We start from the raw sequence: 14,168 nt of genomic DNA on the forward strand, positions 1-14,168 counted from the left end.
TGGGGGTCAGGACATGTTAGTAAGTGGTAAAAAGTATAAAACATTAAAAGGAGAAAATGAAGAGCTTAAAAGAAAACTTAGACAAGCTTATGATGAAAATAAATTACATATAGATAGAATAATAGACTTAGAAAATAAGGATAAAAAGAATGATGAAGAATATAAATTACTTTTAGCAGATATGTGCTCATTAGAAGATAAAGTAACTGAACTGAAAAAGGATAAAAAATTATTAGATGAAAAAATTGATAATTATAAAAATAAAAATATAGAAATGACTACCAAAGTTGCATCTAATGTATATGAAATAGAAGAACTAAAAGAAAAAGTAAGGAAATTAGAATCTGAGAATAAAGATCTAAAGAGTAAGAGAAGCTCAACAGAAATAATGAAGAAGCAAATATTAAACATGTGTCTATATAGAGATAAAAAAGGCAGAATGGTAAAAACAATAGATGGAGAAGTTCTCGTAAATGAGAAAGTAAGTGGGGTTAAGATTTGGGACTTAGTAAATTTAATGTAAATATAAGAGATATTTTAGGATTAATATATATAGTTGCTATAGTGCTTGGATCATTAGAAATATTAAATGCTATAGCAACTAAAAAAAGAAAATAGTATATGGAGATGGTGTAGATGTTTCAAGAAAATTATATAGAGAATTATATGGCTCTATTAGCTTGTATTACATCAGAAAAGTTTTTATCAGCCAATAGTGCAATTAGACAAATAACATTAGAAAATGTAGACGTCAAAAATGTTAGAACTAAAAATAGAGAAATAAACTGTAAGAGAATGAGTTCTAAAAAGGCTATTAAAATAATTGTTATAGATACATTAGAAAATAAAGAACATGAATTTAAAAGTATCGCAGCAGCAGAAAGATCTTTGAAAGTTAATAAAGGGACAATAGCACAGTATACAAAAGCAAATAGAATCTATAAAAAAAGATATATTTTCAAAAAAATTGAAGGTGAAGCTAATGAGCATTAAATGCAATCAATGTAAAAATAAAATATTTGATAGTAATGCATATTTAAAAATATCACAAATTGAAAAAGAAATTGAAGAACAAATTGATAAATGTAAAGAGATTGAAAATAAAGATATGAGAGCTTTAAGAAAGCAAGTATTAATAGATAAATTAAAATTAGTAAACAGATGTAAAAACACATTATATTAAGAGGGAACAAATGAAATTTATAAATATTGAATGTAGAAATTGTAATAATTATTTCCAAGTAGGAAGAAGAAACGGAAATTATTCATGTCCAAACTGCAATACAAAAGAAGAATTAATTATATTAGATAGAATAAAAGAAGGCGAAATAAGTGAAAAAGAACATAATAGCAGCTAGAGAAAACAAATGTAAATTTTGTGATGGGACAGTATACAAGCTAAAGACAAGCAAAGGGATATTTTATCAATGTAGTTGTTGTGGAAGCTTATGTAAAATTAATACATTCTAACTAAGGAGATGTAAATAATGAAGCTAACTAAGAAAGACTTAAAATTAATAATAAGTTCATTAGAATATCAAAAAGATATTACAAGAAAAAGAATACATAAAGTAATTAGCGATGAAATTAGAGGACAAGAGTCTAAAAAACTTACACATATAAATAATTTAATCAAAGAATTTACATATGAATTATAAATAATTAAATGATAAATCAGATTGCAAAAACAAATGTAAACTTATTAGGTGGTGAAGATTATGAAAATAGGTCAAGAAATAGTAGTGAAAGAAGATTTTAAAATAAACACTATAGTAAGTGATAAAGTTATGACAGTAAAAGAAGGAGATAAAGGGTTCTTAGATAGTAAAGGACTTATACATATAACAACGGGAAACGGTAGAGGTAAGATAGTTAAAATTAATGATGTTGAAGTTGAAGGATATGACCATGCAAATATATCAAAATTAATCTTAGATAGGCTAAATAGAGTGTTTAATATGGAAGAATTCTTAGATGACAATGATATATCAGCAGAAACATTTGAAGTTGAAATTGAAGATATATTGATGGATATATTGTAAAAATGTATAGTCGAGGTCGGTCGATACTCGGCCTATAAAAATCGGATTTTAAATTATAAATGAGGCGGAACAAATGAATGGAAAAATAGAGAATATAAAAAATTTACTTAAAGGTCTTAATGAAGAGGTAGAAAATGGTGCATGTTTTACAGATAAAGAAAAAATGGAATATGTGTATGATATAGCACAGGAATTGGCAAATGAGCTTGAACCTGATTATTGGTTTTGGTTAAAGCAAGATAAGGAAAATAGGAATATAGAATAAAAATTGTATTTTAGGTGGTGAAGTTAGTGAATTTACAAGATGTTATAAAAAATTGCGATATTAACTTTGAAGTAGGAGAAGAAATTAAATATATAGATACCTATGGTGTTGAAAAAGAAGGAATGATAATGCAGATAAATTTAATTTTAGATTCAACATTTGATTTGTTAAATGGAGATATTGAATATCTTGTTGAGTATGATCCTGTTTGTAATGTTGATAGAGTATTTGAAGAAAATATAATAAGAAAATAAAAAACATATTTGTTGTTACTAATAGGAGGTTTGTATGAGTGAACAATTAAAGTTATTAGGCAATGTAATAGAGTTTCCTAAAAATCAAGAAGTTAAAAATAAGGAAATGTTAGATAAATTTCATGTTGCAACAGAACTTTTAAGAAATGTTGCAGAAAAAGGATATGATTTTAGTATCACTATAACAAGAGATGCAGCACTAGAAATTTTTGAAGTAGATGAAAAAAAGTTAAAAAATTTGTTAGTTATAAGTACCAGTAAAGATTTTGAAAGAGAAATTAAGTATCAACGTAAGAATTATTTTTATGTTAAAGGGAATGAATTTTAAATAATTGTAGGTGGTGAAGATTATGAATAAAAATATTATTAAATATACAAATAAACCAATTCCAAAGCCTACTAAGCAACCACATAGAAGTTTAGAGGTAAATGTAAGAATATCAGATACAGATTTATTTAAAACAATGATAACAATAATAGAAGATTTTATAAAAGATGAAAGGATAAATAAAGAAATACGAAATGAATATAAAGTAAAAGGTTTAAATATTATTGAGGATCAAGAACTTTTAAAAAGAGCTAAAGAGAGAATGAGAAATGACAATAGTGTTAGATACACTTTGGATAATTTAAGAAGTAGAAACAAAGAGAGAAAGTTAAAATAAAAATTGTATTTTATAAGGAGATTTGGATGATTAACAAAGTTGAAAAAATGGCTAAAATGATAACTAGCTATATTGATGGAATCATAGAAGACAATACAGATAAGAGTTTTATAAATGAAGCGGAATTTGAGTTTGGAGATAAAAATGATTCTTACAAAACTAAGGAGTTTAAAGATATCCTAGATAATCATTTTAAAGAAAAAAATGTAACATATAGATTTAAGGAAATAAGACCTCATGTTGTTTACTTTAAAGTAAAATTACATGATTGGATTAGAGAATAAAAAACATATTTTAAATGAAGGTGAACTAAATGAACAAATTTGAGAAGTTACAACAAGTTATAGTTAAGTTTGTTGAAGATCTAGAAGAGTTAGGATATGTTGTTTATCAAGAGGAAGATAAAGATAATTTAATAATAGATATAGAGGAAAAGAAGTAGGAGTAAGAAATATATGTATGTAAATATGAAAAGAAGTGAAGAAACAGAACAAATGACATTGATAGATTGGTGTAATATAAATACTTGCATATATCCAGAACTTAAATTAATATATCATATTCCAAATGGAGGGAAAAGAGGTAAGAGTGAAGGAGCTAGACTTAAAAGAGCTGGTGTAAAAAAAGGAGTTCCTGATCTATGCCTTCCAGTACCTCGTAGAAATTATCATGGCCTATATATTGAAATGAAATATGGAAATGGCAGGACAAGCAAAGAACAGAAGGAATGGATAAATAAACTTAATGAACAAGGATATTATGCAACTGTATGTAATGGATTTGAAGAAGCTAAAGAAGCTATAGAAAGATATATTAATAGTTAATATATATATATGAGGTGAGATATGAGTACTGAAGAAATAAAAGTATTAGTTAAAGAAGTAGTAAAAGAGATAAAGAAAGAAGAAGAAACTAAAAAGAAAAAAGGTGCATATCATAACACAAGGCTACTAATGAAAAATTATAATGATTTAAAGTTGCATTATGAAAAAGCTAAAAGTGAGGTTAAAGATATAGATGATGGAACTATAAATCTTAAAGATATAGATGAAGATGTATTATACATACTTAGTATAAAGAGAAGTAGAATAAAAACATTAATAATGATAAGTCATATAGATGTTGCTTTAAAGGCATTAAAAGAAAAACAAAGAAATGTAGGAACGATAGAAAAGTATAAGGCATTAGAATTATATTACATAAAAAATAATACATATGAGAAAATAGCAGAGAAACTGAACTGTAGTGTTATATCTGTTAGAAGATGGATCAATGATATGATAAAAGAAATGAGTGTATTCCTATTTGGAATAGAAGCATTGAAGATATAAATATGATAAAAAGATGATATTTTAAAGATAATTCAAAGATGATAACATGGTAGTATAGAAAAAATATAACTTAACGAAAAAAAAGAAATGATGTTTAAACTCATATAGTCGGTTAGGGTAATAACAGACTTAAAACAAAGTTTCTAACAATAATTAAGGCTTATGACTTTCATTCATAGGTCTTTTTTATTTAAGTTAAGAGGTAGATGTGTTAAAAAAGTTTTGTAGATGTGGGAAAATAATAACTCAAGATATTAAAATGTGTAGTGAGTGTGAAAAAAGATTCTCTGTTGAAAAGAAGAAAAGTTATAAAGATTATAGAAAAAGAAGGAATGATTTAGAAGAGCAGAAGTTTTATAAAAGTGATGATTGGATATTTACAAGAGATTCAGTTAAACAAAGAGATGATGGTATGTGTAAACTATGTGAAAGAAAACATAGTGATGTAGTACACCACATAGAACCATTAAAAGAAGCATGGAGCTTACGATTTAACATTGATAATCTTATTTGCTTATGTAATAGATGTCATTACTATGTACATAAGAAATATGATAAAGGAGGATCTGTTGAATCACAAATGAAAAGTAAACTAACTAGCTTAATAGATAAAAAATATTAAGGGTAGGGGGGTACTTAAAAAGTTTTGACCAAAAGACTAGAGTCCACGGTTGCAGTTTTTTTCCGCGGAAATTCCCTAAATAAAATTTTCGAAACTAGGTATGAAATAGCTATAATTTAGAATTTATCTAAATTATAGCTATTTTAAGTTTTGCAAAAATTGAATAAAAAATAAGGAGGTGGTGAGATGGCTAGACCGAAACAACCTATTTCTTTGATTCAAGCTAAAGGTAAAAAACATTTAACAAAATCTGAAATAGAAGAAAGAAAATCTAAAGAAGTTAAGGCTGCTAATGATAAAGTTGAGCCACCTTCTTATTTACCAGAAACCCTAAAAAAAGAATTTAGAAGGATAGCTAGTGAGTTAATAAAGGTAGATATAATGACCAATTTAGATTGTGAAGCCTTAGCAAGATTTGTAGTTTCTGAATACAACTATCAGAAGGTAACAAAAAAGCTATTAAAAACTGGTGTAGACAATGACAAATACTTTAATTATCTACTAATGCAAGATAAACTTTTCAAACAAAGTAGACAGGCAGCTAGCGATTTAGGATTAACCATATCTAGTAGATGTAAGTTAGTAATACCTACTAAGAAAGAAGATAAACCTCCAAATAAATTTTCTAAATTTATGAAATAAGGGGGTGGTTGTATGTGAATATAGACAGGGTTACTAAATATGCTTTAGGTGTAGTTGAAGGAAGAGAAATTGCTGGTAAAAATGTTATTTTAGCATGTAAAAGACATCTAGAGGATTTAGAAAAGTCAAAATTAGCACCTTATATTTATGAATTTGATGAAGATTTAGCATTAGAAGCCATAGAATTCTTTGAAAGTCTTAGGTTTACAGATGGAGAAATAGCAGGACAAGAGGTTGAGCTATTTGGATTTCAAGATTTTATAGTAGGATCATTATTTGGATGGGTTTCAAAAGAAACTGGTTATAGAAGATTTAGAAAAAGTTATGTACAACTTGCTAGGAAAAATGCAAAATCACTTTTAAATAGTGGTTTAGCTATTAAATTATCAGCTTTTGACAACTATCCAAATGCTCAAGTTTATTGTACAGCTACAAAAATGAAACAAGCTAGGATAGTTTGGGAGCAAGCTAGTAAATTTATAAATGCAGAATCAGATTTAAAAGAATTATTTAAGATAAAAGACCATGATGCAATTATAGAATCTCTATTTAGTGGTGGTAAAATAATGGCACTAGGAAGAGATACTGGAACTATAGATGGTTTTGACCCTCATGGAGGAATTATAGACGAGTATCATAGTCATAAGACTAACCAAATGGTCAAATTACTTGAAGATGGTTCTGTTAACCAAGCAGAATCTTTAATTAGTATTATAACTACTGCGGGATTCAATTTAAATGGACCTTGTTACAAAGAGTGGGAATACTGCAAAAATGTTTTAGAGGGCATTGTAAATAATGAAGAATACTTCATATACATAGCACAAATGGATAAAGATGATGATATTTGGAATCCAGAAAATTGGTGTAAAGCTAATCCATTAGTTGCAAAACTACCAAAAGGACTAGAAAACTTAAAAAGATTTGCAAATGAAGCAAAACAAAAAGGTGGAGAGGACCTAAGAAATTTTTTAACAAAATCTTTAAATATATGGTATGAGTTTTCAGATAGTCAATATATAGGTCCAGAAAAATTTAAAGTTTGTAAATCTAAAAAGACATTAGAAGATTTTAGAGGGCAAAAATGTTATGCAGGATTAGATTTAAGTTCAGGAGGGGATTTGACCTCATTAGCTTTAATATTTGTATATTATATTGAAGGTGTAAAAAAATATTTTATACATTCGCATTCATTTATTCCTAAAAAAAGAGTTGAAGAACATATAAAGACAGACTTCGCAGATTATTCGGTATGGATAAAAGAAAAGAATTTACTTACAGTAACTGAAACACTTGGAGGAATAAAAACAGATTACAAATATATAATTTCATATTTAAAGAATTTAATTAAAGAATATGATTTAAAAATTGAACAGTTAGGATACGATCCACATAATGCGGATACATTTTTATCTGATTTAGAAGAGTTAGGATGCGATTGTATAGAAATATATCAATCTCCTAAGTGGCTAAATGATGCTACAGAAGATTTTAGGTTAGAAGTAGAAGCAGGGAATGTGGAATATAATGAGGAAAATGAACTTTTAGTATGGTCAGTTACAAATGCAAAGACAGTTTCTAACTCAGCTGGAGAAATTAAGATAGATAAGGATAGACGTCAAAAAAGAATAGATCCAGTCGATGCTATTATAGATGCATATAAACTAGCATTTAAAGAAGAGAAGTTGCTAGATTTAAGCAAATATGCAGATAAGAATTTCTTAAATAAATTATGGGGTTGATGAAATGAAAAAAATTAAAAAGATTTTCTGTAATTACATAGAAGATTTTTTAATTTTTCTAGGATTAATAATAATAGTTTCAACAACATTAGTACTTAATTTTTATGTAGGTATGTATGTGTTAGCTATTATTTTTATTGTCTTAGGCATTTACTTCGCTAAAAATCCTTTAACAAGGAGGTGAAAATTAAATGCTTTTTAGTAGAAAAATTAAAAATTCAACAACAGAAATAGATATAAATGATAAAGAACTATTGAAATGGCTTGGAATAAATGTAGATGATGTAAATGTAACTGGAAGCAATAGTTTAAAACAAGCTACTGTATTTGGATGTTTAAGAATATTATCCGATACAGTTAGTAAATTACCTATAAAGTTATATAAAAAAGATAAAGGGATTAAAAGGCAAACTAACCATTATTTAGAACCATTATTAAAATTAAGACCTAATCCATATATGAGTGCTAGTGACTTTTGGAAATGTATTGAATTACAAAGAAATATTTATGGGAACTCTTATGTTGCAATTGATTTTAATTCAAATGGAAAAATAAAAGGATTATATCCATTAGATAGTTCTAATATGAAGATTTATGTTGATGATATTGGGTTACTAAGTTCTGAAAATAAAATCTGGTATATCTATACTGATAATTTAGGTCATAGACATAAATTTATGAGTGATGAAATACTCCATTTTAAAGGATTAACACTAAACGGACTAGCAGGACTAAGTGTTATAGTTGAATTGAAACATCTTATAGAAAATGGAAAGAGTTCTGAAAAATATATAAATAACTTTTTTAAAAATGGACTTCAAGTTAAAGGATTAGTTCAATATGTAGGGGATTTAAATCCTCAAGCAGAGGAAACATTTAGGAATGAATTTGAAAGGATGTCTAGTGGATTAAAAAATGCACATAGAATAGCTATGTTACCTATAGGATATCAATTTCAACCTATAGGTCAAAAGTTAGTTGATGCACAATTTTTAGAAAATACTCAATTAACTATAAGACAAATAGCATCTGTATTTGGTGTTAAAATGCATCAATTAAATGATTTAGATAGAGCTACTCATTCAAATATAACAGAACAACAAAGGGAGTTTTATATTGATACATTGCAATCTATACTCACTATGTATGAGCAAGAATTAATATATAAACTATTTTTAAATTCTGAAATACTAGATGGATTCTATCTAAAATTTAATGTTGATTCTATTTTAAGAGCCGACATTAAGACAAGATATGAGAGCTATACAGATGCTATACAAAATGGATTTAAAACTATTAATGATATAAGAGAATTAGAAGAAGATGAACCATTAGAAGGTGGAGATATTGCAATTGTAAATGGTAATATGATTCCTTTAAGTATGGTTGGAGAGCAATATAAGAAAGGTGGTGATAAATAATGGCAAAGGTAAATATAAAAGGACCTATAATATCAAGTGATGAAAAATGGATTTATGACTGGTTTGGAATAGAAGCTACATGTGCAAAAGATATTGAAAAGGCGATAGATAATGCAAATGGAGAAGAACTAGAAGTCATAATAAATAGTCCAGGAGGTTATGTTGATGTAGGTTCTGAAATATATACTTTATTAAAAGACTATAAAGGAAAAACTACAGGCAAAATAGTTGGGATGGCAGCAAGTGCAGCAAGTGTTGCATCTATGGGAGTTGATATATTAAAGATTTCTCCAACAGGAAGATTTATGATACATAATGCTTCTGGTGTAATGCAAGGTGACTATAGAGCTATGGAGCATGGCTCAGAGATATTAAAAGAATGCAATAAAGCAATATCAAATGCTTATGTTCTTAAAACAGGATTAAGTGAAGAAAATCTTTTAGATTTAATGAACAAAGAAACCTTTATGAATGCTCAAAAAGCTAAAGAACTAGGTTTTGTAGATGAAATAATGTTTGATACAAGCAATAGATTAATCAATAATACAAATGAATCAGGTATGTTACCACCAGATGTTATTGAAAAAATAAGAAATATGAAAGATGAAATTAAATTAAATACTAAAATAAGTACGGTAGATAAAAATTTAAAAGAAAATGAAATAAATAAATTAAAAGAAAAGCTAGCATTTAAAAATAAATCTGTGTCTAGCTTTTTATTATGCCAAAAAGAAAGGGTGTTATAAAATATGTCAAAAGAATTAAGAGAATTATTAAATCAATTAGATAGTAAAAATAAAAACTTAACAGATTTATTAAATAAGAGTGATGTAACAGCAGAAGAATTAAAAAATGCATCTGATGAAATAGATATACTTCAAGCAAAGATTGAAGCACAAAAAAGAAAAGATAATATAGATAATAGCTTTAATGAAGGTAACACAACTGTTGTAAACACTATAAATAATGGAGATGAAGAAGTTGTTTATAATGGTTCTTTATTTACTAAGGCTATAGCTGATAATTTACTTAAACAAAAAAATCAAAAAGGATTAAACTTAACAGAAAGAGAAATGAATGTTATCTCTGAAAATATAGATGAAGACGGTGGATATGCTGTTCCACAAGATATACAAACTAAAATAAATACAAGATTAAAAGATACAACAGATTTATATAACTTAGTTGACTATGAAAAAGTATATGCTAGAAGTGGTAAAAGAACTTATGAAAAAAGAAGTAAACAAAAGCCAATGAAACCATTATCTGAAAATGCTAATATAGCGACTAATGCTAATGGAGATAATGCTAAATTAGAAGTTTTTACATTTAAATTAAAAGACCTTGCAGACTTTATGTCAATACCAAATGATTTATTAAAGTTTGCAGATAAGAGTTTAGAAAACTTTATAATAAATTGGTTTGTAGATAAAGTAAGAATAACTAGAAATGTTGAAATATTATACGGAGATGGTGGAGATGAACATGCTCAAGGGATAATGACTTCTGATAAATTTAAAAAAGTAACTTTACCAAAATCTCCAGGATTAAAAGACTTAAAAAAATGTAAAAATGTAGAATTGTTAAATGTATTTAAATCAACTTCTCAATGGATTGTTAATCAAGATGGATTTAACTATTTAGATAGTTTAGAAGATAAAACAGGTAGACCATATTTACAACCAGATCCAAAGGACCCAACACAATATAGATTTTTAGGTTTACCAGTTAAAGAACTTCCAAATGATTTGCTACTATCAACTGAATCAGTTGTACCAATTTTACTAGGAGATTTAAAAGAAGCTTATAAATATGTTTCAGATGGTAATTATGAACTTGCTACTACTAATATAGGAGCAGGAGCTTTTGAAACAAATTCAACAAAGGCTAGAATTATAATGTGGATGGATGGAGATGTTAAAGATTCAGAAGCACTATTAAAAATAGAAATTCCTATAGCATCAATTCAAGAATAAAAGTGAAATAAACAAAAATATATTTTAAGCTAATAATACCTTGAAATTTCAAGGTATTATTAGTCTATGAAAGATTTTGAGATACCTTAGAATCGATTTAAATAGGTCGTTTTTTTGGCTATTTTTCAAGAAATGAGGGATTAAATGATTCTAACTTTAGAAGAAGCAAAAAGATATATAAAAGTAGATTTTGATGATGAAAATGAAGAAATTCAAGACTGTATAGATGCAGCTGAGGAATATCTTAAAGAGGCTACAGGAAAAGAATTTAATAGTGAAAATAAAAGAGCTAAAAAATATTGCAAAGTGTTAGTTAAAGATTGGTATGATAACAGAGAACTAATGGCAGATAAAAAAACAAGTAATAAAGTAAGATTTACATTACAATCTATTATGACTCAACTAAAGTACGGTGATTAAATGGCTCAATGTAGATTAACCGAAAGAATAATAATAGAGAAATATTCATCATCTCAAAATGAAAATGGATTTGACATAGAAGATTGGACTGAATACTATAAGTGTTGGAGTGGATATAAGCAGGTTACAGGTAGAGAATATATAAGTGCAAAAGCTACAAATAGTGAGAATATAGTTACCTTTACAGTTAGATACTGTAATAAAATAAAAGAGTTATTGAAACCTGGAGCAAGTAAAATTTTTAGAGTTAATTATAAGGGATACATTTATGATATTGTAGATCCTCCTGTAGACTTTGAAAACTTACATAAATTTGTAGATATTAAAGCTAAAATAAATTGTTAGATTTCCAATTATTACCTTTTAAGTTATAATGGACTTGGAGGTGTTATTGTGAAAAAAATATTTATTTCAATGTTAATAGTAATTTCTATATTTATTTTAGTTGGGTGTAATAAACAATTAACTATAAATGATAATGGGAAGGTTACATCTGAAGAACTAGTTAATACTATTGAAGAAGTGCATAAAGATTCAAATATATATTTTATAAAAGATAAAGAAAGGCTATCTATTGAATTTGAGTATAAAGATACTAATGCCAAAGAAATTTATAAAAATTTTAAAGATGATGTAAATAAAATAATAGATAATAATAAAAAACTAATATTAGATTATAAAGAAATAAAAGAAATAGATTTTAAACCGTTAGTTGATAAACAAGCTTTAGGATGTTCGCTATTATGTAAGGTAGAAAATAATAATATTACCATAGATGAAGATAATGCTAGTGAGAATAGTATCAAAGGTGGATTAGATATTCTAAATGATAAAGTTGATTCAAGTATTAATATCCCAGAAGAGGATACAAATACTATTGAAAATACTAATACTAATGATGGATCTATTTCTGTTCCTGAAGAAGGAGAATTTAAGCCTGAAACATTAATAAATGATCTTAATATAGGAAATACAGGATTAGAACATTCTACTTTTGAGGTTAAGAATAATGGAGATAAAAAAGTAATATCAGTTGATTTACTTTATAAAAACCAAGCTTTAGTTAATGGAATAGTTACAAAGATACAATTTTTACTTGAAAGAGCATTTAAAGATAGTGGATATGATATAGAGTTATGTATATCTCAAAAGCACCCAATGGATTTATATAGATGTAAATATATAGATGGTTCTTGGAGTGAATAAAATAAAAGGGGTAAGCTTAAAGCTTATGCCTTTTTTATTTGGAGGTTTTATATGTCAAGCACTATAGAACTTGAAGGATATGAAGAATTCGAGGAGTATGTAAAGAACATGGCTTTAGATGCTACTATAAAAAGATACGCTGTAAGGTCAGGTATAAAAGTAATTGGAGAAGGGTTAGAAAATGATACTCCACGTGGACCAACTGGAGAACTTGCTGAAATAAAAATATCTGTTAAAGAGAATGATTTAGCAACGGAAGGAACTGCAAAAAGTAAAGCCTTCTATGATATATTCCAAGAGTATGGCACAAGTGAACAAAAAGCACATGTAGGATATTTTGAAAGAAGTGTCGGAGAAAATACAGAGGAAGCTATTTCAAAAGTAGCACAAACTATATTTAAGAAAATGGGGTGATATATTGAAAAATAAAATGGAAATAGATACCTCAGTTATAAAAAAGAAATTAAAGGAAGTTTTAAATGATAAAGAAATATTAGACCTAACAAGTAATAAAAAGGTATATTTTATACATGCTAAAAATGCTAAACCACCATATATAGAGTATCAAGTTGTTAATTCTAAAGGTAGTGATTACAGTGAAGGAAATATAAACTATATAAATCACTTAGTTCAAGTTGATATTTTTAGTCTAGATGATTATACAGAACTAGAAACAGTTATAATTAATAAATTAATTAAAGATGGATTTCAATTAAATCCTGGAAGTCCAGATTTATATGAAAAAAACACAAATTTATATCATAAACCTTTAAGGTTTAATATTGATTTACCAACTAGCTAATATACTAAGCTAGTTTTTTTATTTATAAAAAGAAAGGAATGAAAACATAATGGCAGTACAACAAAGAATATTACCAGTAGTAAATGTAAGTAAATTATATGTAGCTCACTTATTAACTGAAGATGGAAACATAACTTTTGATACTCCTCGTTACTTAGAAGGGGTTAAACAAATAGGAATAAAACCAAAACAAAATAGTGATCCCTATTACCATGAAGGTAAAAAAGTCCTAGAAGAACAAACTTTACAAGATGTAAAAGTAACTCTAAATATAACAGACTTAAAGGATATAGATGAATGTTATGTTATGGGACATAAATTAGCTAAAACAGGTGGAGTAATAAAAAACGATAATGATATAGCTCCAACACTTGCTATTTTATATAAATCTGAAAAATCTCAAGGTATTGATAAATACGGTATATTATATGCTGGTACATTTGGTTTATCAGACGAGGATTTAAAATCTAAAGAAGGTAAGGCTAACTTCCAAGCTAAGAAAATAGAAGCGAGTTTTAGACCTCTTATAAATGGATTATGGCAATATAATGTATGTAGTGATTCACCTAATGTAACAGAGGAATTTTTAAAGAATTTCTTTAAACAAGTTACTATACCAGAAGAAAAGGTAGATGAAATATCTGAACATTAAGGAGTGAAATTAAATGAAAAGAAAATTTAAAATAGGAAATGAAAACTTAGACTTTGAAATGACAAACAAAACTATATTTGATATAGATGAAAGATTTGATAACTTCGGAGATGTAATAAATGGGGTTA

At 26.9% G+C, this 14,168-nt stretch carries 26 protein-coding genes; all 26 read left to right on the top strand.

The annotated features are described in order from the left end of the window. The first annotated feature begins 13 nt into the window (after positions 1-13). The 26 genes from I2H23_RS13540 (at position 14) to I2H23_RS13660 (ending at position 14,040) form a co-directional block, all read left to right on the top strand. A complete protein-coding gene (locus I2H23_RS13540; RefSeq protein ID WP_195581807.1) occupies positions 14-523 on the top strand; it encodes a hypothetical protein in 510 nt (169 codons plus the stop codon). 113 nt (positions 524-636) lie between these two features. Then, positions 637-993 carry an NUMOD1 domain-containing DNA-binding protein gene (locus tag I2H23_RS13545; protein ID WP_195581808.1) on the top strand — a complete coding sequence of 119 codons (357 nt, stop codon included), beginning with the start codon at positions 637-639 and terminating at the stop codon, positions 991-993. Further along, positions 983-1,183: a hypothetical protein gene (locus tag I2H23_RS13550; RefSeq protein ID WP_195581809.1), complete on the top strand. Its 201-nt coding sequence runs from the start codon at positions 983-985 to the stop codon at positions 1,181-1,183. The genes I2H23_RS13545 and I2H23_RS13550 overlap by 11 nt, the downstream gene beginning before the upstream one ends. A gap of 10 nt (positions 1,184-1,193) precedes the next feature. Beyond that, on the top strand, positions 1,194-1,358 hold the full coding sequence (locus I2H23_RS13555) for a hypothetical protein (protein ID WP_195581810.1): 165 nt from the start codon (positions 1,194-1,196) through the stop codon (positions 1,356-1,358). A 129-nt stretch (positions 1,359-1,487) separates the two neighbouring features. After that, on the top strand, positions 1,488-1,658 hold the full coding sequence (locus I2H23_RS13560) for a hypothetical protein (protein WP_195581811.1): 171 nt from the start codon (positions 1,488-1,490) through the stop codon (positions 1,656-1,658). Positions 1,659-1,718: 60 nt separating this feature from the next. After that, positions 1,719-2,042: a hypothetical protein gene (locus I2H23_RS13565; protein ID WP_195581812.1), complete on the top strand. Its 324-nt coding sequence runs from the start codon at positions 1,719-1,721 to the stop codon at positions 2,040-2,042. 73 nt (positions 2,043-2,115) lie between these two features. Next, the gene (locus I2H23_RS13570; RefSeq protein ID WP_195238642.1) at positions 2,116-2,307 is read left to right on the top strand and encodes a hypothetical protein; all 192 of its coding nucleotides are present in this window, start codon (positions 2,116-2,118) and stop codon (positions 2,305-2,307) included. A gap of 26 nt (positions 2,308-2,333) precedes the next feature. Then, positions 2,334-2,561, top strand: a complete 228-nt coding sequence (locus I2H23_RS13575) for a hypothetical protein (RefSeq protein WP_195581813.1) — start codon at positions 2,334-2,336, stop codon at positions 2,559-2,561. A gap of 34 nt (positions 2,562-2,595) precedes the next feature. Beyond that, on the top strand, positions 2,596-2,889 hold the full coding sequence (locus I2H23_RS13580; RefSeq protein ID WP_195581814.1) for a hypothetical protein: 294 nt from the start codon (positions 2,596-2,598) through the stop codon (positions 2,887-2,889). Between the two features lie 22 nt (positions 2,890-2,911). Further along, positions 2,912-3,226: a hypothetical protein gene (locus tag I2H23_RS13585; protein WP_195581815.1), complete on the top strand. Its 315-nt coding sequence runs from the start codon at positions 2,912-2,914 to the stop codon at positions 3,224-3,226. Between the two features lie 26 nt (positions 3,227-3,252). Then, complete coding sequence (locus I2H23_RS13590; RefSeq protein ID WP_195581816.1) at positions 3,253-3,510, top strand: hypothetical protein; 258 nt, start codon at positions 3,253-3,255, stop codon at positions 3,508-3,510. A 29-nt stretch (positions 3,511-3,539) separates the two neighbouring features. Beyond that, a complete protein-coding gene (locus tag I2H23_RS15520; RefSeq protein WP_271933375.1) occupies positions 3,540-3,668 on the top strand; it encodes a hypothetical protein in 129 nt (42 codons plus the stop codon). A gap of 25 nt (positions 3,669-3,693) precedes the next feature. Further along, on the top strand, positions 3,694-4,050 hold the full coding sequence (locus I2H23_RS13595) for a VRR-NUC domain-containing protein (RefSeq protein ID WP_243248308.1): 357 nt from the start codon (positions 3,694-3,696) through the stop codon (positions 4,048-4,050). 21 nt (positions 4,051-4,071) lie between these two features. Beyond that, positions 4,072-4,557, top strand: a complete 486-nt coding sequence (locus I2H23_RS13600) for an RNA polymerase sigma factor (RefSeq protein WP_195581818.1) — start codon at positions 4,072-4,074, stop codon at positions 4,555-4,557. Positions 4,558-4,765: 208 nt separating this feature from the next. Further along, the gene (locus tag I2H23_RS13605; RefSeq protein WP_195581819.1) at positions 4,766-5,179 is read left to right on the top strand and encodes an HNH endonuclease; all 414 of its coding nucleotides are present in this window, start codon (positions 4,766-4,768) and stop codon (positions 5,177-5,179) included. 186 nt (positions 5,180-5,365) lie between these two features. Beyond that, positions 5,366-5,821, top strand: coding sequence for a phage terminase small subunit P27 family (locus I2H23_RS13610; protein ID WP_195581820.1), 456 nt, complete (start codon positions 5,366-5,368; stop codon positions 5,819-5,821). 14 nt (positions 5,822-5,835) lie between these two features. Continuing rightward, a complete protein-coding gene (locus I2H23_RS13615) occupies positions 5,836-7,563 on the top strand; it encodes a terminase large subunit (RefSeq protein WP_271933379.1) in 1,728 nt (575 codons plus the stop codon). A 191-nt stretch (positions 7,564-7,754) separates the two neighbouring features. After that, positions 7,755-8,984, top strand: coding sequence for a phage portal protein (locus I2H23_RS13620; protein WP_195581821.1), 1,230 nt, complete (start codon positions 7,755-7,757; stop codon positions 8,982-8,984). Further along, positions 8,984-9,730, top strand: coding sequence for a head maturation protease, ClpP-related (locus tag I2H23_RS13625; RefSeq protein WP_195581822.1), 747 nt, complete (start codon positions 8,984-8,986; stop codon positions 9,728-9,730). Before I2H23_RS13620 ends, I2H23_RS13625 begins: the two co-directional genes overlap by 1 nt. 3 nt (positions 9,731-9,733) lie before the next feature. Continuing rightward, complete coding sequence (locus I2H23_RS13630) at positions 9,734-10,960, top strand: phage major capsid protein (protein ID WP_195581823.1); 1,227 nt, start codon at positions 9,734-9,736, stop codon at positions 10,958-10,960. Between the two features lie 144 nt (positions 10,961-11,104). Further along, positions 11,105-11,380, top strand: a complete 276-nt coding sequence (locus I2H23_RS13635; protein WP_195581824.1) for a head-tail connector protein — start codon at positions 11,105-11,107, stop codon at positions 11,378-11,380. Next, positions 11,381-11,725, top strand: coding sequence for a phage head closure protein (locus tag I2H23_RS13640; RefSeq protein WP_195581825.1), 345 nt, complete (start codon positions 11,381-11,383; stop codon positions 11,723-11,725). 48 nt (positions 11,726-11,773) lie between these two features. Further along, positions 11,774-12,586 carry a hypothetical protein gene (locus I2H23_RS13645; protein ID WP_195581826.1) on the top strand — a complete coding sequence of 271 codons (813 nt, stop codon included), beginning with the start codon at positions 11,774-11,776 and terminating at the stop codon, positions 12,584-12,586. Between the two features lie 51 nt (positions 12,587-12,637). Beyond that, on the top strand, positions 12,638-13,000 hold the full coding sequence (locus I2H23_RS13650) for an HK97-gp10 family putative phage morphogenesis protein (protein WP_195581827.1): 363 nt from the start codon (positions 12,638-12,640) through the stop codon (positions 12,998-13,000). 4 nt (positions 13,001-13,004) lie between these two features. Further along, a complete protein-coding gene (locus I2H23_RS13655) occupies positions 13,005-13,388 on the top strand; it encodes a prohead protease (protein ID WP_243248310.1) in 384 nt (127 codons plus the stop codon). A 49-nt stretch (positions 13,389-13,437) separates the two neighbouring features. Continuing rightward, positions 13,438-14,040, top strand: coding sequence for a major tail protein (locus I2H23_RS13660; protein WP_195581828.1), 603 nt, complete (start codon positions 13,438-13,440; stop codon positions 14,038-14,040). Positions 14,041-14,168 lie beyond the last annotated feature (128 nt).

It is taken from the genome of Romboutsia sp. BSD2780061687b_171204_C1, assembly GCF_015560225.1.
Taxonomy (GTDB): domain Bacteria; phylum Bacillota; class Clostridia; order Peptostreptococcales; family Peptostreptococcaceae; genus Romboutsia_C; species Romboutsia_C hominis.

Coding starts and splice junctions, on each gene's coding strand:
- I2H23_RS13620 (WP_195581821.1), top strand. CDS start 7,755: ATGCTTTTTAGTAGAAAAATTAAAAATTCAACAACAGAAATAGATATA.
- I2H23_RS13565 (WP_195581812.1), top strand. CDS start 1,719: ATGAAAATAGGTCAAGAAATAGTAGTGAAAGAAGATTTTAAAATAAAC.
- I2H23_RS13540 (WP_195581807.1), top strand. CDS start 14: ATGTTAGTAAGTGGTAAAAAGTATAAAACATTAAAAGGAGAAAATGAA.
- I2H23_RS13640 (WP_195581825.1), top strand. CDS start 11,381: ATGGCTCAATGTAGATTAACCGAAAGAATAATAATAGAGAAATATTCA.
- I2H23_RS13560 (WP_195581811.1), top strand. CDS start 1,488: ATGAAGCTAACTAAGAAAGACTTAAAATTAATAATAAGTTCATTAGAA.
- I2H23_RS13545 (WP_195581808.1), top strand. CDS start 637: ATGTTTCAAGAAAATTATATAGAGAATTATATGGCTCTATTAGCTTGT.
- I2H23_RS13610 (WP_195581820.1), top strand. CDS start 5,366: ATGGCTAGACCGAAACAACCTATTTCTTTGATTCAAGCTAAAGGTAAA.
- I2H23_RS13590 (WP_195581816.1), top strand. CDS start 3,253: ATGATTAACAAAGTTGAAAAAATGGCTAAAATGATAACTAGCTATATT.
- I2H23_RS13580 (WP_195581814.1), top strand. CDS start 2,596: ATGAGTGAACAATTAAAGTTATTAGGCAATGTAATAGAGTTTCCTAAA.
- I2H23_RS13550 (WP_195581809.1), top strand. CDS start 983: ATGAGCATTAAATGCAATCAATGTAAAAATAAAATATTTGATAGTAAT.
- I2H23_RS15520 (WP_271933375.1), top strand. CDS start 3,540: ATGAACAAATTTGAGAAGTTACAACAAGTTATAGTTAAGTTTGTTGAA.
- I2H23_RS13630 (WP_195581823.1), top strand. CDS start 9,734: ATGTCAAAAGAATTAAGAGAATTATTAAATCAATTAGATAGTAAAAAT.
- I2H23_RS13555 (WP_195581810.1), top strand. CDS start 1,194: ATGAAATTTATAAATATTGAATGTAGAAATTGTAATAATTATTTCCAA.
- I2H23_RS13585 (WP_195581815.1), top strand. CDS start 2,912: ATGAATAAAAATATTATTAAATATACAAATAAACCAATTCCAAAGCCT.
- I2H23_RS13595 (WP_243248308.1), top strand. CDS start 3,694: ATGAAAAGAAGTGAAGAAACAGAACAAATGACATTGATAGATTGGTGT.
- I2H23_RS13600 (WP_195581818.1), top strand. CDS start 4,072: ATGAGTACTGAAGAAATAAAAGTATTAGTTAAAGAAGTAGTAAAAGAG.
- I2H23_RS13570 (WP_195238642.1), top strand. CDS start 2,116: ATGAATGGAAAAATAGAGAATATAAAAAATTTACTTAAAGGTCTTAAT.
- I2H23_RS13660 (WP_195581828.1), top strand. CDS start 13,438: ATGGCAGTACAACAAAGAATATTACCAGTAGTAAATGTAAGTAAATTA.
- I2H23_RS13650 (WP_195581827.1), top strand. CDS start 12,638: ATGTCAAGCACTATAGAACTTGAAGGATATGAAGAATTCGAGGAGTAT.
- I2H23_RS13635 (WP_195581824.1), top strand. CDS start 11,105: ATGATTCTAACTTTAGAAGAAGCAAAAAGATATATAAAAGTAGATTTT.
- I2H23_RS13625 (WP_195581822.1), top strand. CDS start 8,984: ATGGCAAAGGTAAATATAAAAGGACCTATAATATCAAGTGATGAAAAA.